At 57.6% G+C, this 19,453-nt stretch carries 19 protein-coding genes; 11 read left to right on the top strand and 8 right to left on the bottom strand.

What is annotated here, in order from left to right; translation table 11 throughout:
• Positions 1-19: 19 nt before the first annotated feature.
• Positions 20-235: a hypothetical protein gene (locus PseuLF5_RS01690; RefSeq protein WP_123464244.1), complete on the bottom strand. Its 216-nt coding sequence runs from the start codon at positions 233-235 to the stop codon at positions 20-22.
• Positions 236-305: 70 nt separating this feature from the next.
• On the opposite strand from PseuLF5_RS01690, the gene PseuLF5_RS01685 reads away from it, so the two are divergent.
• Both PseuLF5_RS01685 and PseuLF5_RS01680 read left to right on the top strand, forming a co-directional pair.
• Positions 306-512 (top strand): hypothetical protein, encoded by a 207-nt coding sequence (locus PseuLF5_RS01685; RefSeq protein ID WP_340132772.1) that lies wholly within the window; start codon positions 306-308, stop codon positions 510-512.
• Complete coding sequence (locus PseuLF5_RS01680; protein WP_340132771.1) at positions 499-1,332, top strand: suppressor of fused domain protein; 834 nt, start codon at positions 499-501, stop codon at positions 1,330-1,332. The genes PseuLF5_RS01685 and PseuLF5_RS01680 overlap by 14 nt, the downstream gene beginning before the upstream one ends.
• 39 nt (positions 1,333-1,371) lie before the next feature.
• Here PseuLF5_RS01680 and ppk2 read toward each other — a convergent pair whose 3' ends face one another.
• Positions 1,372-2,187, bottom strand: a complete 816-nt coding sequence (ppk2, locus tag PseuLF5_RS01675) for a polyphosphate kinase 2 (protein WP_222832752.1) — start codon at positions 2,185-2,187, stop codon at positions 1,372-1,374.
• Positions 2,188-2,375: 188 nt separating this feature from the next.
• On the opposite strand from ppk2, the gene PseuLF5_RS01670 reads away from it, so the two are divergent.
• The 4 genes from PseuLF5_RS01670 (at position 2,376) to chrA (ending at position 7,456) form a co-directional block, all read left to right on the top strand.
• A complete protein-coding gene (locus PseuLF5_RS01670) occupies positions 2,376-4,502 on the top strand; it encodes a TonB-dependent receptor family protein (RefSeq protein ID WP_340132770.1) in 2,127 nt (708 codons plus the stop codon).
• Positions 4,503-4,585: 83 nt separating this feature from the next.
• Positions 4,586-5,377 carry an enhanced serine sensitivity protein SseB gene (gene sseB, locus PseuLF5_RS01665; protein WP_340132769.1) on the top strand — a complete coding sequence of 264 codons (792 nt, stop codon included), beginning with the start codon at positions 4,586-4,588 and terminating at the stop codon, positions 5,375-5,377.
• A 160-nt stretch (positions 5,378-5,537) separates the two neighbouring features.
• Positions 5,538-5,939, top strand: a complete 402-nt coding sequence (locus PseuLF5_RS01660) for a hypothetical protein (protein ID WP_336346496.1) — start codon at positions 5,538-5,540, stop codon at positions 5,937-5,939.
• A gap of 158 nt (positions 5,940-6,097) precedes the next feature.
• Complete coding sequence (chrA, locus tag PseuLF5_RS01655) at positions 6,098-7,456, top strand: chromate efflux transporter (RefSeq protein ID WP_340132768.1); 1,359 nt, start codon at positions 6,098-6,100, stop codon at positions 7,454-7,456.
• A gap of 50 nt (positions 7,457-7,506) precedes the next feature.
• On the opposite strand, the gene PseuLF5_RS01650 is transcribed toward chrA, so the two are convergent.
• The 3 genes from PseuLF5_RS01650 to PseuLF5_RS01640 all read right to left on the bottom strand — a co-directional run bounded on the left by PseuLF5_RS01650 (position 7,507) and on the right by PseuLF5_RS01640 (position 8,873).
• Positions 7,507-7,989 (bottom strand): DUF2867 domain-containing protein, encoded by a 483-nt coding sequence (locus PseuLF5_RS01650; RefSeq protein ID WP_340132767.1) that lies wholly within the window; start codon positions 7,987-7,989, stop codon positions 7,507-7,509.
• A 149-nt stretch (positions 7,990-8,138) separates the two neighbouring features.
• Positions 8,139-8,645 carry a peptide-methionine (S)-S-oxide reductase MsrA gene (gene msrA, locus PseuLF5_RS01645; RefSeq protein WP_123464229.1) on the bottom strand — a complete coding sequence of 169 codons (507 nt, stop codon included), beginning with the start codon at positions 8,643-8,645 and terminating at the stop codon, positions 8,139-8,141.
• 75 nt (positions 8,646-8,720) lie between these two features.
• On the bottom strand, positions 8,721-8,873 hold the full coding sequence (locus tag PseuLF5_RS01640; RefSeq protein ID WP_186748256.1) for a hypothetical protein: 153 nt from the start codon (positions 8,871-8,873) through the stop codon (positions 8,721-8,723).
• Between the two features lie 180 nt (positions 8,874-9,053).
• On the opposite strand from PseuLF5_RS01640, the gene PseuLF5_RS01635 reads away from it, so the two are divergent.
• The 5 genes from PseuLF5_RS01635 (at position 9,054) to PseuLF5_RS01615 (ending at position 15,526) form a co-directional block, all read left to right on the top strand.
• Complete coding sequence (locus PseuLF5_RS01635; RefSeq protein WP_267800875.1) at positions 9,054-10,115, top strand: fimbrial protein; 1,062 nt, start codon at positions 9,054-9,056, stop codon at positions 10,113-10,115.
• Between the two features lie 282 nt (positions 10,116-10,397).
• Positions 10,398-10,946, top strand: a complete 549-nt coding sequence (locus PseuLF5_RS01630) for a fimbrial protein (protein WP_340132766.1) — start codon at positions 10,398-10,400, stop codon at positions 10,944-10,946.
• 90 nt (positions 10,947-11,036) lie between these two features.
• Positions 11,037-11,777 carry a fimbrial biogenesis chaperone gene (locus PseuLF5_RS01625; RefSeq protein WP_340132765.1) on the top strand — a complete coding sequence of 247 codons (741 nt, stop codon included), beginning with the start codon at positions 11,037-11,039 and terminating at the stop codon, positions 11,775-11,777.
• A gap of 73 nt (positions 11,778-11,850) precedes the next feature.
• A complete protein-coding gene (locus PseuLF5_RS01620) occupies positions 11,851-14,355 on the top strand; it encodes a fimbria/pilus outer membrane usher protein (RefSeq protein WP_340132764.1) in 2,505 nt (834 codons plus the stop codon).
• A gap of 169 nt (positions 14,356-14,524) precedes the next feature.
• Positions 14,525-15,526 (top strand): acyltransferase family protein, encoded by a 1,002-nt coding sequence (locus tag PseuLF5_RS01615; RefSeq protein ID WP_340132763.1) that lies wholly within the window; start codon positions 14,525-14,527, stop codon positions 15,524-15,526.
• A gap of 121 nt (positions 15,527-15,647) precedes the next feature.
• Here the strand turns inward: PseuLF5_RS01615 and PseuLF5_RS01610 are convergent, their stop codons facing one another.
• From PseuLF5_RS01610 to PseuLF5_RS01600, 3 genes are all read right to left on the bottom strand, one after another.
• Positions 15,648-15,959: a hypothetical protein gene (locus PseuLF5_RS01610; protein WP_340132762.1), complete on the bottom strand. Its 312-nt coding sequence runs from the start codon at positions 15,957-15,959 to the stop codon at positions 15,648-15,650.
• A gap of 142 nt (positions 15,960-16,101) precedes the next feature.
• Entirely contained in the window at positions 16,102-16,905 is an 804-nt protein-coding gene (locus tag PseuLF5_RS01605) for a 2OG-Fe(II) oxygenase (RefSeq protein ID WP_340132761.1), read from the bottom strand.
• Between the two features lie 1,091 nt (positions 16,906-17,996).
• Positions 17,997-19,283 carry a hypothetical protein gene (locus PseuLF5_RS01600; RefSeq protein ID WP_340132760.1) on the bottom strand — a complete coding sequence of 429 codons (1,287 nt, stop codon included), beginning with the start codon at positions 19,281-19,283 and terminating at the stop codon, positions 17,997-17,999.
• Positions 19,284-19,453: the final 170 nt, after the last annotated feature.

The following is a 19,453-nucleotide window of genomic DNA, read 5'->3' as shown; positions in this document are numbered from 1 at the left end:
AGCCCCTGCAGGTGTGCGCTCAACCCTCTGTGCGCGGCGTATTGCGAGTGAACACGCTACCGGCATCACGCACCAGTTGCCGCCACTCGGCACTGGTGATCAGCCCCTGCTCCTCCATTTCATCGGCTGCCTTGAGCAACTCGTCGTACTGCTGCTCCGGGTCCAGGCGCATTTGCGCCTGTGTCGCCAGTTTGCGCCATGCCGCGAGGGATGCCTGTTTTTGCTGATCGAACATAAAAGTGTTCTCGTGAAGGACTCCCTTGGTAGAAAGACGCGAGATCACCGAGGTTCAGCGCGGGCGACGGATGGAAGCGCTGCCGGACAAATTCTCTGCGCCACGCGCTTCAAGCAACATCGCGCCCAAGGATTTTGACGTCTTTGTGGCGAATTCCGCCTACCGGCTGATTACAGGCAATTGGCCAATCCATGTGATCCGATGCGAGAATCTGCCGGATCCCGCCATGCAGCAAAATCATCACGATGACGCAAGGAACGCCTGTGCAATTTTTTAAAAAACTCTTCGCTTCACGGAAAACACCGGTCACTGAATCTGCTCCAGCACTGGAACATACAGAGGAAGCCCACGAAACCTTCTCTTATGACGACCTGAGCGAGGCAGAAAAGACCAACCTGGCCCTGCGAGAGGCCAGCCAGGAATGCCTGGACCGGCACTGGAACAGCGTCGGCGTCAGTGAAAGCGATGTTCTGGGCTACGCGATCAGCCCGAGTTTGATGGGCGGCCCGGACTGGCCATCGACCCGGCAGGCGTATCGTGTGGTGCGTCGTGCCGATTCGATCATCCTCGCTACCGAAGGCATGTCGGACCCGTTCGACGGTGTCGAAGGCCTGGGCAACGGTTTTGAAATGGAATTGTTCATCGAAACCGCAGATATCCCCGAACATGCGCGCGGTGCCACGGGCGACGTTTATCCACTGACACGCAGCTGGGCTTTCGAATTGTTGAAACACCTGGCCAGAGAAGTGGCGCACGCCGGTGGACTTACCCACCGGCTGGAGAAATACGGCTCGATGTCATTCGAAATTCCAGGCTTCAGTCAATCGGACTACATGTGCGATCAGTTGCCAGCCCGCTTCGTCACCGAGGACGACATGACCGGAATGCTGCTCGGTGCGCCGCAAGCGGATTTCTCCACACAAATCGATGACATGCCGTTATCGCCCGTCAAGCTGGTCAGTGTGATGTTGATCACCGCCGCAGAGCTGGAGTACATCCGGGCGGGCGGACAAAATGCTCGCAATGACCTGATCGACCGATTGAAGGCGGCGGGCATCGGGCACGTCAGCAGCCTGACCCGCGCCAGCGTTGTCTGAGCCAGTGCGCCACTTGACCGCCGGCAAGTGGCCCCCCTCTCAGTAGGGTTCTGCGACCCGCCGGTATGGATAGTTCGGTTCTTCGTAGTTGCCCGGTTTCTGCCGTTTGGGCAGCGTCACCTTCTCGCGCTTCACGTCTTCATACGGAATGCGACTGAGCAGATCGGTGATGATGTTCAGGCGTGCCCGGCGCTTGTCGTTGGAATCGGCGACCAGCCACGGGGCGTGTTCGGTGTCGGAGCGCTTGAACATTTCGTCCCGCGCTCGTGAGTAGTCGTACCAGCGGCTGTAGGACTTGAGATCCATTGGGGTCAGTTTCCAGATCTTGCGCCCGTCGTTGATCCGCGCCTCAAGCCGGCGGGTCTGTTCTTCGGGGCTGACTTCCAGCCAGTACTTGAGCAGGATCACGCCAGACTGGACGATCGTGTGCTCCACCCACGGGATGGAGTTGAGAAACTTGTCGGCCTGCTCCTCGGTGCAGAACCCCATTACCCGCTCGACGCCGGCGCGGTTGTACCAGCTGCGATCAAAAATCACCACTTCGCCACCCGCCGGTAAATGCGGCAGGTAACGCTGCACGTGCATCTGGCTCTTTTCACGGTCGGTCGGCGCGGGCAACGCCACCACACGAAAGACCCGCGGGCTGACACGCTCGGTGATCGCCTTGATCACCCCGCCCTTGCCGGCGCCGTCGCGGCCTTCAAACACGATGCAGACCTTGGCGCCGCTGGCAATGACCCACTCCTGCAACTTGACCAGTTCGACGTGCAGCTTGCGCAACTGCTCAAGGTAGTCCTTGTTGTTCAACTTCGGACGTTCAGGCGCCTTGGCGGCCTTCTTTTTGTCTTTTGCCATGACCGAGCCCTCATGAAACACGACCGCAATGAAATGTTGATTGACCGGGCAATCCAGACACGTGAGGTTAGTTCATGACCGGCCGTTTGCCATGGCCTGGCAAAAAAGCACAGTCGCCATGTGTTTCCCTGGATCTTTCTTGCGTCGCACTGTTCATTGCCCGTTCCCGTCTGCCTGGAGTTTTCTCGATGTCCGCGTCCAAATCCCTGCCCGCCGCCCTGCTGGGCCTCGCCCTCGCCTGCCCGGCACTGGCCGAGACTCAAGGTCTGGAACTGGGGCAAGTGCTGATTTCGGCGCAGGATCAAAACGCTGCGGACGCTTCGATTGAAGAGGCCAGGGCCCGCCTCGAACAGGTGCCCGGCGGCACCAATGTGGTCGACATGCGCCAGCCCTTGCAGGGTCGCGTGGCGAGCAACCAGGATGTGCTGGCGTATCAGCCGGGTGTGTATGCGCAGTCGGCGGGCAACGAAGGCGTGAAGATTTCCATCCGCGGTTCGGGCATCAACCGGGCGCCGGGCGCACACGCGTCGGGGCTGTACACGATGCTCGACGGCTTGCCGCTGACGGGCCCCGGTGGCACGCCTTACGAATTGCTCGAACCGCTGTGGGTCGATCACGTTGAAGTGTTGCGCGGTGCCAACGGCTTTGACCGGGGCTCTCTGGCGCTGGGCGGCGCCATCGACTACGTCAGCCACACCGGCTACGACGCGCCGAAGCTGCAAGTGCGCTACGCCACCGGCAGCCACGGCTATCAGCAGCGCCAGGTCAGTTCCGGGCAAGTGCTGGGCGATTTCGATTACTACGTGTCGCTGACCGATGCCAACGCTGACGGCTATCAGGATCACACCGCCAGCGAGAGCAAAGGCGTAATCGCCAACTTCGGCTATCGCTTCAATCCGAACCTGGAAACGCGCTTCTACATCCGTTACCGCGGAACCGACAACGACCTCGCCGGCCGCGTGACCAAGCACTCCATCGAACACTCGCCTCGCGCGGCCAATCCGTCCTATGTGGCGCGTGACGACAGCCGCAAGCAGCCGGGCAGCACCTTCATCGGCAACAAGACTACCTACTACATCGACGACGATTCGAGCATTCAGACCGGCCTCGTCTACCACGATTACCCGATGGATTTGCGCGAAGGCCCGAACCGCTTGAAAGTCGCCTATACCGACGTCAGCGGCACGTTCGACTACAAACTTCGTGACACGATTTTCGGCATGGAAAGCCGCAGCACCGTTGGCCTGCGCGTGACCAAACACCTACCCAATGACGGCGCCAGCGAACTGGTGCGCATACCGACTGGCAACACCGCCGGTTACGCACCGGGCACACACATGCGCAACTTCACCTATCAAGGTTCGGACACCGTTCTGCACGCCGGCAACGACCTGGAAATCGCCGATGACCTGTGGCTGACCACTGGCCTCGCGGCAATCTACACCCGCCGCGAAAGCGCCGTGACCCTGCCGCAAAGCGGCGGCAAAACCAGCATGAACGACTGGGATTACGCGCCGCGCATCGGCCTGCGCTATCAGGTCACGCCGGACTTGCAACTGTTCGGCAACCTCAGCCGCTCGGTCGAAGCGCCGCACCCGTGGTCGCTGATCTACAGCTCCAATGTGCGTTTCCCGGCCGGCAATGGCGCGGCGACCGGCACGCAAAAAGACCCGATCAAACTGCAGAACCAGACCGCCACCACCCTTGAACTGGGCGGACGTGGCGAGAGTGCCGCCGGTGAGTGGAGTCTGGCGTGGTACTACGCGCAAGTGCGCCACGAATTGCTGTCGGTATTGCCTGACGCCAACGCCGTCACGCCTTACGAACTCAATGCCAGCCCTACCGTTCACCAAGGGGTCGAGGCAAGCCTGAACAGCAAACTCTGGTCCGCCGCTGATGGTCGCCGGTTGAGCCTGCGCCAGGCCTACACCTTCAGCGACTTCCACTATCGCGATGATGATCGTTTCGGCGACAACCGCTTGCCGGGGCTGCCAATGCACTACTACCAGGGTGAGTTGCGCTATGACTGGCCGCAGGGCTTCTTCGCGGCGCTCAATACGCAACTGGTGTCGAAAGTCGCCGTGGATTACGCCAACAGTTACTACGCCGATCCCTACGCGCTGTTCGGCGCAACGCTGGGCTATAACGCGCCCAAGGGCGACTGGCAGACGTGGCTGGACATGCGCAATCTGACCAACCAACACTACGCCGCTACAGTTACGCCGGGATATGACGATAAAGGACTGGACGCCGCGCGCTCGACACCGGGTGAAGGCATGGGGGTTTACCTCGGCGTGTCGTGGAATCTGCTCTGACTCACCGGCAAGCTCTGCGTAACACTGCGTTCCTTTGGCTTGTGCTTTGCCGATCATTTTTCAGAGAGTCACGGACAGACATCATGGACACACCGTCAGAAAACCCACTCGAAACGAGCCTCAGGCTGGCCGCCGACGAACCGGCGCATCGTCCCGAGTTCTTCAAGACTTTGTTGAACTCACCGGTTTATATCCTCGGCACGACGGGCACAGCGGATGGCCTGGTCAATCTCGAGGCCGGCAGCAACGTCAGCATCGCCCATTGGCAGAAAGCGGACGGCACGTCGGTCATTCCGTTCTTTTCGTCGCTGGCAACGCTGCAACAATCAATCGACGGCGAGGAAAGTTATCTGGAGTTGCCCGCCAGGGCCCTGTTCGAGATGACCCAGGGCGCGCACCTGTTCCTGAATCCCAAGTCGCTTTATGGCAAAGAGTTTTTCCCCGAAGAAGTGCGCAATCTGCTCAGCGATGAAGTCGGCCAGAAAGCCACCTCGCGCACTGTCGAAAAAGAAACCAGCGTATTGCTCGGCCAGCCTGCGCATTACCCGTCAACCCTGGTCAGCTCGCTGAAGCAGTTACTGGCCAAACACCGCAACGTGAAGCGCGCTTTTCTCGCGCTGATGCACGACACCTCGCTAGATGAAAAACCGCACCTGATCGTGGGAATTGAGGTCGACGGCGACTTCGAGCAGGTCATGCGCGAAGCGGGGAACGTCGCGGCAGATACGGCACCGGCTGGCGAAGCCGTTGATCTGTGTCGCGTGTGTCCCGGCGAGACGGGGCTGAGCGAGTACTTCCTCACGCAAACCACACCCTTCTACGAACGCAAAGCGGGCAACAAACTGCTGTCATTCCTTGGTTTTGGCCGGGCGTGACAGCCGCTGTCGTTGACGTTTTCTTCGCCTAGGCCCGCCTGTAGCGGACCGGCAAAATCACTGTTGGTTGTACAACATCAAAGTCAATCGGGTTCCATTGATGAAAAAAATCCTGCTTCCTCTCGTCGCCGCCCTGCTATGCCTGCAAGGTTGTGCGGAAATGCCTGCGTATTCCAACGTCGGTGCTGTCACGGCGGTCGACGAATCGCGCTATACCGTCGTCGAAACCGACACTTATGCCGGCCGTCCCCAGCGCCACTTCGCTGATCTGCAGCCGGACCTGAACATCATCCGGATCAACGACGAAAAAGTCGGCAACATTCCCTTTTCCACGTACTACTACAAGAACGACTCCCCGCAGCGCGCGGTGCTCAAGCCGGGCACCTACACCATTCAACTGGAATACCGCCTGCCGCGACAATTTCTGTTTGCGGACTTGAAGTTCGACGGCAAGCCGGGGCAGAAAATCATGGCCCGCTCGAAATACGTGGGCCTCAATCGTCTGAAAGTCTGGCTCGAAGATGCTGCCACCGGGGAAGTGCTGAGCACGATGGACGACTGAGGATCAGGACAGCGCCGCACACGCGATCAACGCCGTCCCGACGGCCATCCGCGGTCATGCAAAAAGTTACTGGGCAGCCGTGAAAGCGTTTGCGTTTTCGCGGTGAACCCCTGACCTTATTGCGCAAATGGCCGGGTTTGTGACGGAGAAGCGCCCCCATGAATAAGGTTTGCGTACCCGCGTCCGGCGAGCCATTGTCGACGCCCCAGCCGATCAGCCTGCGCGAGGCGTTCTGGTTCTGGCTGAAGCTGGGGTTCATCAGCTTCGGCGGACCGGCCGGGCAGATTTCGATCATGCATCAGGAACTGGTAGAGCGCCGGCGCTGGATTTCCGAGCGCCGCTTTCTGCATGCGCTGAACTACTGCATGTTGCTGCCCGGGCCAGAAGCCCAGCAATTGGCGACCTACATCGGCTGGCTCATGCACCGAACCTGGGGCGGGGTGATTGCAGGCGCACTGTTCGTGCTGCCTTCGCTGTTCATCCTGATCGCGCTGTCATGGATGTACATCGCCTTCGGCGAAGTGCCGGCGGTGGCCGGGATTTTCTACGGGATCAAACCCGCCGTGACCGCGATTGTGGTCCAGGCAGCGCATCGCATCGGCTCGCGGGCATTGAAGAACAACTGGCTGTGGGCGATTGCGGCAGCCTCATTTACTGCGATCTTCGCGCTCAATGTGCCGTTTCCGCTGATCGTCCTGGGCGCAGCAGTGATCGGCTACGTCGGCGGGCGCCTGGCACCCGAGAAGTTCAGAGCCGGCGGCCACAGCGCCGCAAAAAAATCCTACGGCCCGGCGTTGATCGACGACGACACGCCTCCACCTGATCATGCCCGATTCAACTGGCTGAAGCTGCTGGCAATTACCTTGACCGGCGCCGCACTGTGGGCGCTGCCAATGACAATCCTGACCACGCTCTTTGGCTGGGAAGGCACGCTGACCCAGATGAGCTGGTTCTTCACCAAAGCCGCACTGCTGACCTTCGGCGGTGCCTACGCGGTGCTGCCCTATGTTTACCAAGGCGCGGTCAGCCACTATGGCTGGCTGACCCCGACACAGATGATCGACGGCCTGGCACTGGGGGAAACCACACCCGGGCCACTGATCATGGTGGTGGCGTTCGTGGCTTTTGTCGGGGCGTATGTCTCGCAAGTATTCGGGCCCGATCAGGTTTTTCTCGCGGGCGCCGTCGCCGCCGCCCTGGTGACCTGGTTCACCTTCCTGCCCTCGTTCCTGTTCATTCTCGCCGGTGGCCCGCTGGTGGAATCGACCCACAACGAACTCAAGTTCACCGCGCCGCTCACCGCGATAACGGCCGCCGTCGTCGGGGTGATCCTCAATCTGGCGTGTTTCTTCGGTTACCACGTGCTCTGGCCAACTGGATTCAGCGGCCACCTCGACTGGCCCTCGGCACTGATCGCCATCGCGGCGGCGATTGCCTTGTTCCGCTTCAAGCGCGGCGTTATCCAGGTGTTGCTGGCCTGTGCGCTTGCCGGGATGGTCGTCCATCTGCTGCGCTAGGGGGCAGCCGTGAATGCGCCACCCTCACGGGCACAGGTCGAGCGAGCACACTACTGCGCTTCAAGCGTGCGCTTCAACCGACGCAGATCCCGATTGACGATCACTCTGTGCGCCAGCCCCACCGGTAGCATGTACAGACGCCCAAAGGCGTTATGGGTAACGACGGATGAGGTGACCGTGAGCACTCGCTCGTCGATCGAAAGGCAAATCATCACATCCAGGTGCCGGTCACGTTCGGTCAGCACCAACACGTCCGGCGCACAGTGCTCCACCCGAAAGAAATCCAGAGAATCGCCAACGGCAACGGTTGCGCGTCTGGCGCCTGAGAATCCGCCGATACGCTTGACCCCGAATAACGAGGAAATCCCGTCCCTCGCGCGAAACGCCAGGCGCATGAACAACCCCGGCTCGGCGGTCATGTGGTTCCAGGCATCAAGTGCGCTGAGCTCGACAGGCAGCACAACCGACCGGCGATCAAAGTAATCGAGATCGGCCACGGCCCGCAGGGTGTGAACAGGTGATGAGGTCGCCAACGATAATCCCTTTCATAGGCTCGATTGCCCTTTGCGATGAAATGGCAAAGGTTCAGGGCGCCATGCTACGTCATCCTGATCGAGATCGCTGAGCGGTCAAGAGCCACCCCGGCGGTGGCTCTCGCTGCAACGGGCTTCAGCCCCGCCGCTCACGCGCGCTTGGGCAGTTTCCAGTTCGGCCGGATGAAATGGCAGGTGTAGCCATTGGGAATGCGCTCGAGGTAATCCTGATGCTCCGGTTCCGCCTCCCAGAACGGCCCCGCCGGTTCGATTTCGGTGACCGCCGGGCCCGGCCACAGTTTTGAAGCATCGACGTCGGCAGTGGTGTCCTCGGCGATGGCGCGTTGTGCTTCGCTGAGGTAATAAATCGCCGAACGATAGCTGCGACCAAGGTCGTTGCCCTGACGGTTGGGCGTGCTCGGGTCGTGAATCTGGAAGAAGAACTCAAGGATCTGCCGGTAGCTGATCACCGCAGGATCGAAGACGATTTCGATGGCTTCGGCGTGATCGCCATGGTTGCGGTACGTGGCATTCGGCACATCGCCGCCGGTATAACCGACGCGGGTGTGCAGCACGCCGGGATAGCGCCGCAGCAAGTCCTGCATGCCCCAGAAGCAGCCGCCGGCGAGAATGGCGGTTTCGGTTTGAGTGGTCATGGTCTGGCGTTCCTCTCGAAGGCGTGGGGGGAACTACTGTTATGTGGGCATATGGGCTGATTCCAAGGGGCGGCGTCAACAGCTCTGGCGTTTCGCTTCTTCAAGCAACGGCCCGGTGATACGCCGCCCGTGGTAATCACTGACAAAGTCATTGATCCGGTTAGCCAGGTGCTGAATGGAAAGCCAGCCCAGGGCGTGGTTATCACGTAATTTGACCGAAACGCCCATCGACTCCCGACGTTCAAGAGCAAATCCCTGGGAAATTTCCTACACGCCAGCGGGAAGCCGGCTATTCGGTGCGCGCCCCGTGATCCTGATAATTCCGCCCTTCGTTGGCCGACGCCAACAACGTCCAGATGCAGTCAGTCTGCATTGAATGGCCGTTTTCTTCTCAGGAGGGCACATACCATGAAGATCGGGTTACGGATGCTGGGCGGGCTTGGCGCAACGGCGTTGATGTTGACGGCGGCACCGGCGATGGCGGCTTGCACCTGGGCGACGGGCAACAATACGGTCAAGCAGTTGACGCTCACCGGCGGCGCAGTGTTCGCGCCGCGAGACGTGCCGATCGGCACCACGTTGAACAGCAATGGCACGATGCGTCAGCTGAATTTCGGTGACACCTTGCTCTGTTATGGCACGGCGACCTATAACACGGCACTGGTCGGTCCGGTGGCGGTGAACATTCCGGTGGACGTGCTGGATGTGCCGGCCAATGCCTTGCTGCAGACCAACGTGCCCGGTATTGGCCTGGCCATCTACATGACCGGTTTCGCTGCCGCATGGATTCCGCCGCCGGGTAACCCCAACCGATTCATTCCCTTCAACATGAATCGCACCGCCCCCAGCCAGGCGAACATGAGCCAGGCGATGATGCGTTATGCGCTGATCAAGACCGGGGACATCGCGCCCGGTACCCACACCATCAACCAACTGGTCGCCACTGGCACTTCGGATATGGGGCCAATGTTCGATCTGACTTTCACCGCCACCGTGACCCTGGCCGGCTGCTCTCTGCCCGCCGCACCGGGCAACCAGATCAATGTGCCGATGGGCACTTGGGAAAAACGCGTATTCAACGGCAAGAACTCCACCACCCAGGCCCAGCCGTTCGCCATTACCCTCAACGCCTGCATCGCCGGCAATAACTACCCGTCCAACACCAACGGCTACTTCAATGGCAACTTCGCCAACATCCAGATCGACGCCGACAAGACATCGACCATCCTCGACGCGGCCAACGGTGTCTTGAGCCTGTCGACCGATTCGACGGCTCAGGGCGTGGCGATCCAGGTGTTGCAGGACAACGGCTCGCCGATGAATCTGGGGCAGCCCGTGCAGCTCAACCGCATCGTCAACGGCGTGACGTCAGTACCGCTCAAGGCCCGTTATATCCAGACCGGCGATGGACCGACACCGCAACCCGGTACCGCCAATGGCCATGCGAGTTTTACCGTGACCTATCGCTGAACCCGGCTAAAAAATCGACCTGTGTTTGCCGACGCTCCCCCTTTGCAATCGCCGATTCCGTGCGGTGCCAAAGGCGGGGCGTTTTTTTTGGCGACAACTTATTGATCGCGCAGCAGCGCTGGGAAATTTCCTACAAGCAAAGGGATTTTCCCTACATAGCGCTCTCATCAACGTCCAGATAATGAGCCTCAGACGCCACGCTCTGCCCCGACGGGATGGCGACGTCGATCCGTCTCAGGGCCTTCGGGCTTGCGGACATTTATTCAATATCTGGAAGTGATCATGAAAAATTTTGCGCTCAAAGGTTTGTCCCTGGCCCTGATTCTGGCAGCCGCGTCGCAAGCCGCAATGGCCGCCGACGGTGAAATCAACTTCGTCGGCAGCGTGACCGACAACACCTGTCCGGTAGTGGTTTCCGACCTCAACGGTTCGGCCGGTGCCGGCGACGTCGGCCTGGGCAGTGTGCCGGCCACCTCCCTGGCTTCTGCCGGTCAAGTGGCAGGTGGCGGCGCTTTCACCCTGACCATCGACACCACTGCACCGGGTTGTAACGTCACCGGCAAGAAAGCCGTGGTCAAGTTTCTCTCGCTGAGCGGCAACGCCGGTTCCAGCGGCCAGTGGATCGGCCTGCTGCCGGAAGCGGGCGTGGCCACCAACGTCGCCGTGCAGATCAAGGATGCGTCCGGCAAAGACGTGCAACTGGGTCTGGAATCCTCGCCTTATCTGGACCTGACCCAACCGCTGCGCTTCACCGCCAACTACGTGGCAACCGGCACAGCCACTTCCGGTCCGGCGAACGCCAAAGCCGCCTTTACCGTCGACTACCAGTAAGTCCGGTCAGCCTCCGGCGGCGATTGCCGCCGCCGGGCGCCCTTCCCTTTGCCACGGTTTTGTGGCCGTGCCGACAAGAGGATGAACGCAATGAACTCAGTCATATCCCCCTTCAAAACTGCATCGGCATTGGCTGTGTTACTGAGCGCGACGTTGCTCAGCAGCTTCAGCCAGGCCGGTGTGATGCTCGGCGGCACGCGTATCGTGTACGACGGCAACAAACGCGATGCCTCGATCACCGTGAGCAACACCACGGCCGAGGCCTACGCGGTGCAGGCCTGGATCAACACCGAGGCTGACGACAACACCACCGCCACCCCGTTCGTGGCCACCCCGCCGCTGTTTCGCCTCGATCCGCGCAAAGAGCAAATGGTGCGCATCCAGAAAGTACCCGGCGATCTGCCGCAAGACCGCGAATCGGTCTTCTACTTCAACGCCCAGGAAATCCCGCTGGCCGGCAAGCCTGACGCCAATACCTTGAAGATCGCCATGCGCACGCGGATCAAAGTCTTCTATCGCCCGCCCACCCTCAAGGGCAGCCCAATGGATGCGCCGCCGCAACTGCGCTGGAGTCTGCAGCAGGAACAAGGAAAACCGATGCTGGTGGTCAACAACCCGTCGGCGTTTCACGTGTCCTTTATCGGCGTAAAAGTCGAGGCCGGTGCGCAGGTCATTGAAGTCAATGAACCGAAGATGGTCGCGCCGATGAGCAGCCAGCGTTATGCGCTGCCAGGTTTCAGCGCTCGCAGCGGCGCAGTGGTGTTCTCCGCCATCAATGACTACGGCGGTTACAGCGAGCCGAAAAAAGTCGAGCTGAGCAGCGCCCCGTAACACCGCCCCCTTTTCTTGCGAACCCGCCTGCACGCTGCCGATGCCGCGTGACGGCCGAGTGTTGAGTATTGTCATGCGAATCGAAGCCCTGAACCGTCATCGTCAGTCCGTGCCTTTTGTTCCATTGCATCTGTCGGTCGCCATTCTCACGGTGCTGATGGGCAGCTCGGCGAGCGCGGACGAACCGGCGAAATTTGATGCCAGCTTCATGCAGCCCTTCGGTGGCGCCAGCGCCGGGCCCAACCTCGACCTGGACGCCATCGCCAACAGCGGCAGCATCGGCCCCGGCACCTACCCGGTGGTGATTCGCCTGAACCAGAGTTTTTTTGACCGCCGCGACATGACTTTCGCCAAGGACGAAAAAAGCGCTGAAGTGCGCGCCTGTCTGTCCGAGGCGTTCCTCAAGGAACTCGGGGTCAAGGTCGATGCGTTCCTGACCCCGGGTGAGTCATTCCCCGCGTGCATCGACCTTGCCCAATTGATCGAAGGCGCATCGGTGAGCTTCGACGCCGGGCGCCTGGCCCTCGACATCAGCGTGCCGCAGATCGCCTTGCGCCGCGATGCCGCGGGTTATGTCGCTCCGCAGGAATGGGATCGCGGAATCAACGCAGCGATGCTCAACTATCAGTTCTCGGCGGCCAACACGCAGTCCGACGCCCGTGGCAACGGCACGCAATACAACCTCTACGCCAACGGCGGATTCAACCTCGGCGACTGGCGTTTTCGTTCCAGTTCCTCGTTCCGTCAGGATGAAGACGGCCAGCAGGACTGGCAGCGCAGCAACACCTATGCACAGCGTGATCTGACCGCGATCAAGGGCACGCTGACCCTGGGCGAAAGCTTCACCCCGGGTGATGTGTTTGACAGCATTCCGTTTCGCGGCGCCCAGGTGGCGTCCGACATGGGCATGCTGCCGGACTCGATGCAAGGTTATGCGCCGATCATTCGCGGCATCGCCGAAACCCAGGCCAAGGTCGAAGTGCGCCAGAACGGCTACTCGCTGTACACCACGTATGTGGCGCCCGGCGCGTTCGAAATCGACGATCTCAATGCGGCATCGGGCAGTGGCGACCTGGAAGTGATCATCACCGAAGCCGACGGCCGCGAGCGGCGCTTCACCCAACCGTACGCCACGCTGGCGAACATGCTGCGGGAAAAAACCTGGCGCTACAGCGCCACCGCCGGTGAGTACAACGCTGTCGACGGCGGCCAGCGCCCGGCCTTCGCCCAGGCCTCTCTGGCTTACGGTTTGCCGTTCGATCTGACGGTGTATGGCGGCCTGTTGGGCGCTGACTTCTATCGCGCTGGCGTCGTCGGCGTGGGCAAAAGCCTCGGCAGTCTGGGCGCCGTTTCGCTGGACGTAACCCAGGCCCATACCGATGTACCGAGGGGTTCCGGAGTCGCGCCCGGCAAAGAGAAAGGCCAGAGTTTTGGCGTGCGCTACGGCAAGGCATTCGAAACTGGCACTTCGGTACGCTTCGCCGGCTATCGCTATTCCACCGAAGGCTATCGCGACTTTGATGAAGCGGTGCGCCTGCAAGAACCGAACGAATTCAACACGTTCTCCAAGCGCAGTAAAGTCGAAGCCAGCATCAACCAGGCCCTCGACAGCTACGGCTCGTTCTACCTGAACATGAGCAAGCAGAACTACTGGGGCACCTCGCGTGAAGACAAACAGATGCAATTGGGCTTCAACACCCAATACAAAGGCGTGACCTACGGCATCTACGCCAGCAAGACCCTGACCGACAACTTCGGCCAGAACAACCAAGTGGTGTTCAGCGTATCCATGCCCATCGGCCAGACGCGCAGCACCGGCACCTACACGGTTACACGCAACAACGACGGCAGCCTCGACCAGCGTGCCGGCCTGAGCGGGCGCGACGGCAACCTCAACTACAACGTCAACGCCAACCGCTCCGACAACGGCGGCAACAACGGCTCGGCCCTGATCGGCTACCGCGCGCCGTTCGCCCAACTCGGCGCCGGCGTCAGTGTCGGCAGCGGTTACCGACAGACCTCGGTGAGCGCCGCAGGCTCCGTGCTCGGTCACAGTGATGGCCTCGAATTCGGCCAGACCCTCGGCGAAACCGTGGCCCTGGTCGAAGTCAAGGACACCCCGAACGTCGGCGTCCTCAACGCGCCCGGCACGCTGACCAACGCCAAGGGGTATGCCCTGGTTCCCTACGTCACGCCTTACCGTAAAAACCGCGTGGCACTGGACACCGGCGAGCTGGACAACAACATCGACATCGAAGAAGGCGTGACCAACGTCGTGCCGCGTCGCGGTGCCGTGGTCAAAGCCAGCTTCGCCGCCAGCCGCTCGGAAAAAGCGCTGCTCAACGTACGCCTCAAGGACGGCAAGCAACCACCGTTCGGCACCACCATCACCAACGAAAAAGGCGCCAGTGCCGGCGTCGTCGGCCAGGCCGGCCAAGTGTTGCTGTCAGTGGGTGAAGGCAAGGTCTTCCAAATGAAATGGGGCGAAAAGACCGGACAGAGTTGCCGCATCGAACTGGATGTGAGCAAAGCCCCCATGGTGGACGGTTATCGCGTGGCAGATGCGTTGTGTGAATAAATCGGGGCCTGATACGCGGTGATTGCTTTGCTCGCGATAGCGCCCGCCCAGCCGACAGCAACGTGACTGCCCGACCGCTATCGCGCCATCCCGGAGAAAAACCCTGTTCTCCGTCCGCGAACCTTCGTAATTTACGCGCCATAACTACAAGGTCGTTTTGGGGATGTAAGTGGGCGCTTATCGACTGCTATTGGCCGTGCTGGTCGCTGTTTCGCATATGGGCAAGACGTTCATGGGCTTGAACCCGGGCGTGATCGCCGTGATTCCTTTCTTGATCATCAGCGGTTTCGTGATGACTTCGCTGATCGAGCGCAACTACCAGGCGCCTGGGAAACTCGGTCTGTTCTACCTCGACAGGATCCTGCGCCTTTACCCTCAGTTCCTGCTCTACTTCTTCGCGGCAAGTGCGGTGCTCTACATCCTGTTCCCCGGCTCGCCCCAAGAGGCCGAACTGACGTTCAAAAACATTGCTGCGAGCCTGGCAATGGTGCCACTGGGCTTCTACATGTTTGGCGCAACCGGAAACGGCATCCTGCCACCGGCCTGGTCGCTTGGACTGGAAATGTGCTTCTACCTGGTGATCCCTTTCCTGATCCTCTATCGAGCGCGGGGTGTTGCCTTCGTCTTGTCCGTCGCCGTGTTCATCCCCGCGTGCCTTGGTCTGATCAACACTGACGTGTATGGCTACCGCTTGTTGCCGGGGGTGCTGTTCATCTTTCTGTGCGGTAGCTACCTGTACAAACCGCAGGCGAAGAGCCTGGCCATCGTGGCAGGCACCGCCGTGGCGGCGGCATTGATCTTCATCGCGATCATGGCCGGCTGGATCGAGCGCCAACCGTTCAATGCCGAAGTGACCGCAGGCATTGCACTCGGCGTACCTGCGGTGTATCTGCTGACGAAACTCAAGTATCACCGGGCTGATGAATTCCTCGGGAACATCAGCTACGGGGTGTTTCTGAATCACTATGCGGTGATGTACTTCCTGCACGGTCTATGGCCGATTAGCTCATACGATGCTTACACCGTGGCCAAGATACTGGGCCTGTCGTTCCTGTTGAGTGGCGTTTCATATTACTGCGTCGAAAGGCCAGCGTTGAAACTCAGGCATGCACTGAGGGGTGGCGTGAAGGATGGCGGCAGGCAAGTGCGCGGTGGTGAAACTGCGGCTTGATCGCCAGCGCAGGCGTTTGCACCAACAATCATGCTGGTTCATTGATCGAAGCAGGCGTTCACGAACGCCTGCTCAGGTCTTAGTGCAAAAACTGCCCGTCAGAGCGCCAAATCTGATGTTTTCAATCCTTGAACAGCGTCCAGCCATGACAAATGCCGGCAAAGTCTTTCGCCGTAAAAAATAATACAAGTTCCTCCGGGTCAAACTTTTTGTACAACCAGTGCCCAGGAACAGGGCCTCTCGTTATCACGTATTGCAGGCGGTATTTTCCAATAGCCCCAGAATGGAATGAGGCTGCACTCAGCTCGAACCTGTCACCTTGGTTCAGTGCCCACAGTTTTCCGACAAGGCAGTCGTCTCCGACCACCGCTTCAGCGGTCGCCATCAGATACCGTGTATGGAGTTTTTTTTGAAGTCGGGCGCTTCTGGGCATGGATCAACCTTTTGATGGAACGAAAACTGCCGAGGGGGCGAGCGAGCCGAATTGATCGCGTGCTCTGGCCGAAAGCAAAACGATCTTCAGCCCTACCCGCCCGATGCGCAAAGACTGGCGCTAGCCTTGAACAAAAACAATCTCACCCCTTCTTCTTGAACAATTTATTCAGGTAGTACTTCACACTCCAGCGATCCTTCGGCCGTGGCTTGTAATGGGTTTTGTTCCTCTGCGAAGGATCAATCCCTTGTCCGCTTGCGGTGTAGTAATAAAGCGCAATCGACCGACGAGTGATGCCTTCAGGTGTCGTCAACGGCTCCGGATGCCCGTGATTGCTGTCCTTGTCCGTGTTGAAAATCACGCAACGGTTATAGACCGGCAGAATTTTTTTCAGGCATTTCTTCATCCCCACATCCCAAAGCTCCAGATTACCGCCGTACGCCTCCTGCCAGTCTTGCGTCAGGTAGATGATCACGTTCAACCGCCGCTCGACATTAAGCTTTTTGTTGAGCCGAAAGTCCGAGTGCACACCGAGGAAGCCGCCGCTCCTGGTTTCGTGCAGGCCGCCGCCAGTGAAATAGGGATCGGGAATCAGGCCCTGGATGCCGGTGAGCTTTTCAAGGAACTGCAGCATCGGCGCAGAGTTGAAGGTGTTGAATACGCTCTTCAAATAGGGGCTGCATTCGTTGGGACTGATCTGGCGCTTGAGCTGGCCTTTGTAGCCACGCTCGTAAATCATTTCGTTGTGGGTCGGCTCGACCGGGAAGTGCGTGCGGATACTGGCAATGACGTCCTGGTGCAGGAAATTGTCGATGACGATGTGCGGGAATGGCGTGGCCTGGGTGTATTGACTGGACAGCGACTCGCCAAACGCGCTGGCGGCGTTCTGGTCGAAATCGAGCTCCGGGGACAAGGTGATGGGTAGTGTTCGCGTATCGGGTTGCATTACCGCTCCAATAAACTTGTATAGAGCCTTTCAGGCCATTTCAAACAGGGTCATTGCGCGAGCAGATTGCCATGTCGGCCATGGCCTGCCGAGCAGGGTGTTCTGAAAAGCGGCGCGATGCTGTTACGACATGTTTCTGACTGTCAGTAAGGAATTAACCAGATCCAGTTTCAGAGCCTCGCCCCCAAAAGGTCCATATCGACCCTGCATGGTTGGCACATTACCTTCTATGCCAACTTCACCTGAAGATATTTCCACAAGAATTTTTTAAAATATCGGGCAAACGTGCCGCTCGCCTAACCAATCCCACTTCCTGCCCGTTACTTGGGTATGAAATCAATCCAATAGCCTCTGGTTCTCATATGTTTTCTTCGATGGCTTAGCTACCGTACGACAAACTGACAATAGCACCTGCGGAAACACGATTGTCGGAGACATCGCCTCAACGGGTTCTCATCAATAACTTGGCTGGGAAAACCTTGGGAATCACTGGAGCCAATGGGAACAATATCACCAGTGATTAGCGATAGAAAAATTTGCACTAGTAATATTGGAATGGAATTCATTAAAAACATCCGCACCACGTCCGGTCTTTTACCACCACCCCGGCCAGGCGCACAATGAGATATTTGACTTTAATTCCACTATTACTCACTCTTAACATTGACCCATATAACAAAACCCCTAACAGAAAAACCCATAACCCCCCTATGAACAACACCCAAAACCTCAGGTAATATTTTTTCAATATCCACGCGCACTACAGTAACTATCGAGACATAGAAAATCTTACAAACAACAAAAACAAAACATCGCAAACCATAGAAAACAAAGATCAAACATCAACTCAATTGCAACAACACCGACAGACATCGAAACTTATGCAAAACGGTTAGATATACTGCAGGGCAACATATATGGTAACAATCACCCCCAACCACATGCGTAGAGAGCACTTAAGCCCGCGAATGAATTCTGACTCATTGATAATCAACTGATTTTGACTGCGAAAGATGTGGCTTGATGCTATTCAGTGGTTCGAAAAGGGATCAGACCACACTTCATGTATTGGTCTGCCCTCACCCTCCCTTCTAAGAAGGCCTAACTTTTTCGAGAACTTTTACAACCTGATCGAGCCCATCAAAAGTAGAAGGTATTTCACTATCTCCACCCACAATCCCACTGAATATCACTTGTTCAAATCTTTCAAATGTACCCGCAGCAGCTTCTTTCGAGTTACCCGCAAACTCTGAGTACTTCAGTACAAATTGAGTTAAAGCCACTCTAAGATCAATTTGCAACAACTGCGACTTCAACGACCGATAGTTATGCAAAGTCACTTTAAAAAAGTACAATAAAACCAACTCAAAACCAAAAAATGTGACAAAAGACATTATCTTTTTAAAATATTTTGATGACTGCTCCCCGTCTAAGACCTTGCTTTCTTTAACAACATTGACCTTTTCGGACAAACTGACAGAAGTTGCGGCTGCTCCGTTAGTTCTTTCACTTGACGCTTGATCTGTAGCCTGATTCGGACCCGCAGCGCCACCATCCGGCCTCACCTCGCTGACCTCACTCACAGCCGAAGCAGAGGAGCTATCGAACAACTCAAATAAAACCTTAACAAAAAGAGGAGCAATCATAATTACCCCAAGGAAAACCAAAAACCTTAGTGTATTTGTCGCTTCCTTTTTCTTCAAAGCCCGCATACTGCGAAACGCACGATTCAACCCTAAAAAGTTAAAACTCCGCTCATACTCATCCAAATTTCCTTTTAGCTTTTCAACAACTTGGCTTTTATCCCCCAAGGTCTTTTCAAGATTTTTTTTAAAGTCCTCTCCTTGCTGAATAACCCTCGGCAGCTCGGCCAAGGTCACCAACTCTTTACGATGGAGATATTTTCTCAAAACGCCGATTACTATTCGATTTCGTGCAGCTTGAAAATCCACCTTATTGCTATAATCCAAAAAATAGGACTCTTTAAGGAAACTAGTCCAGCCAATCAATGACCTGGGGAGACCATACTGATAGGCGATTTCCAACTCCAATAGAAATTGATAGCAAAGTACCGCCAAGGGTTCCAACTCGCCGACATCACCAGTAGCGTCGACGTTAAACTTTCTTAGAGCCTCCTTGAAAATATTGCCAAATTCTTCTATACAATATAAGCAATTCTGATTTGCAACATTATAGCTTTGCCAAAAAAAATCCAAACTACGCTGTGTAAAACTCCTTAAACGTGTAAGCCGCTCATCAGCGCCAGAGTCAGAAATATTGTTAATTTTCTCGACGGCAACTTTTATCAGCTTAACCAAATCCGGATCTGAAAAAAAACCCGGCGAATCTGAAGTATCCTCATTGACACCAGCGTCCATAATTAATTATCTCCTTATTTAAAGTTTTTATTTCATACCACTAAAAGCCGCACAAAATACAGGCCCTATGCCACCATGTCTATCTCTCGTCACGTCCTCCCTCTAGTAAGGTCGTTCGTAATAAAGATGTCATTCATCACCATCTACCCTTTCGCTTCGAACAAAGAGCC

The organism is Pseudomonas sp. LF-5 (assembly GCF_037626295.1).
GTDB classification, from domain to species: domain Bacteria; phylum Pseudomonadota; class Gammaproteobacteria; order Pseudomonadales; family Pseudomonadaceae; genus Aquipseudomonas; species Aquipseudomonas monsensis.
This window is presented reverse-complemented; position numbering and strand designations above follow the sequence as displayed.

What these genes read in the sequence shown, in the direction of transcription:
- PseuLF5_RS01690 (WP_123464244.1), bottom strand. Translation starts at nt 235, where the DNA reads ATGTTCGATCAGCAAAAACAGGCATCCCTCGCGGCATGGCGCAAACTG.
- PseuLF5_RS01685 (WP_340132772.1), top strand. Translation starts at nt 306, where the DNA reads ATGGAAGCGCTGCCGGACAAATTCTCTGCGCCACGCGCTTCAAGCAAC.
- ppk2 (WP_222832752.1), bottom strand. Translation starts at nt 2,187, where the DNA reads ATGGCAAAAGACAAAAAGAAGGCCGCCAAGGCGCCTGAACGTCCGAAG.
- PseuLF5_RS01670 (WP_340132770.1), top strand. Translation starts at nt 2,376, where the DNA reads ATGTCCGCGTCCAAATCCCTGCCCGCCGCCCTGCTGGGCCTCGCCCTC.
- sseB (WP_340132769.1), top strand. Translation starts at nt 4,586, where the DNA reads ATGGACACACCGTCAGAAAACCCACTCGAAACGAGCCTCAGGCTGGCC.
- PseuLF5_RS01660 (WP_336346496.1), top strand. Translation starts at nt 5,538, where the DNA reads ATGCCTGCGTATTCCAACGTCGGTGCTGTCACGGCGGTCGACGAATCG.
- chrA (WP_340132768.1), top strand. Translation starts at nt 6,098, where the DNA reads ATGAATAAGGTTTGCGTACCCGCGTCCGGCGAGCCATTGTCGACGCCC.
- msrA (WP_123464229.1), bottom strand. Translation starts at nt 8,645, where the DNA reads ATGACCACTCAAACCGAAACCGCCATTCTCGCCGGCGGCTGCTTCTGG.
- PseuLF5_RS01640 (WP_186748256.1), bottom strand. Translation starts at nt 8,873, where the DNA reads ATGGGCGTTTCGGTCAAATTACGTGATAACCACGCCCTGGGCTGGCTT.
- PseuLF5_RS01635 (WP_267800875.1), top strand. Translation starts at nt 9,054, where the DNA reads ATGAAGATCGGGTTACGGATGCTGGGCGGGCTTGGCGCAACGGCGTTG.
- PseuLF5_RS01630 (WP_340132766.1), top strand. Translation starts at nt 10,398, where the DNA reads ATGAAAAATTTTGCGCTCAAAGGTTTGTCCCTGGCCCTGATTCTGGCA.
- PseuLF5_RS01625 (WP_340132765.1), top strand. Translation starts at nt 11,037, where the DNA reads ATGAACTCAGTCATATCCCCCTTCAAAACTGCATCGGCATTGGCTGTG.
- PseuLF5_RS01620 (WP_340132764.1), top strand. Translation starts at nt 11,851, where the DNA reads ATGCGAATCGAAGCCCTGAACCGTCATCGTCAGTCCGTGCCTTTTGTT.
- PseuLF5_RS01610 (WP_340132762.1), bottom strand. Translation starts at nt 15,959, where the DNA reads ATGCCCAGAAGCGCCCGACTTCAAAAAAAACTCCATACACGGTATCTG.
- PseuLF5_RS01605 (WP_340132761.1), bottom strand. Translation starts at nt 16,905, where the DNA reads ATGCAACCCGATACGCGAACACTACCCATCACCTTGTCCCCGGAGCTC.
- PseuLF5_RS01600 (WP_340132760.1), bottom strand. Translation starts at nt 19,283, where the DNA reads ATGGACGCTGGTGTCAATGAGGATACTTCAGATTCGCCGGGTTTTTTT.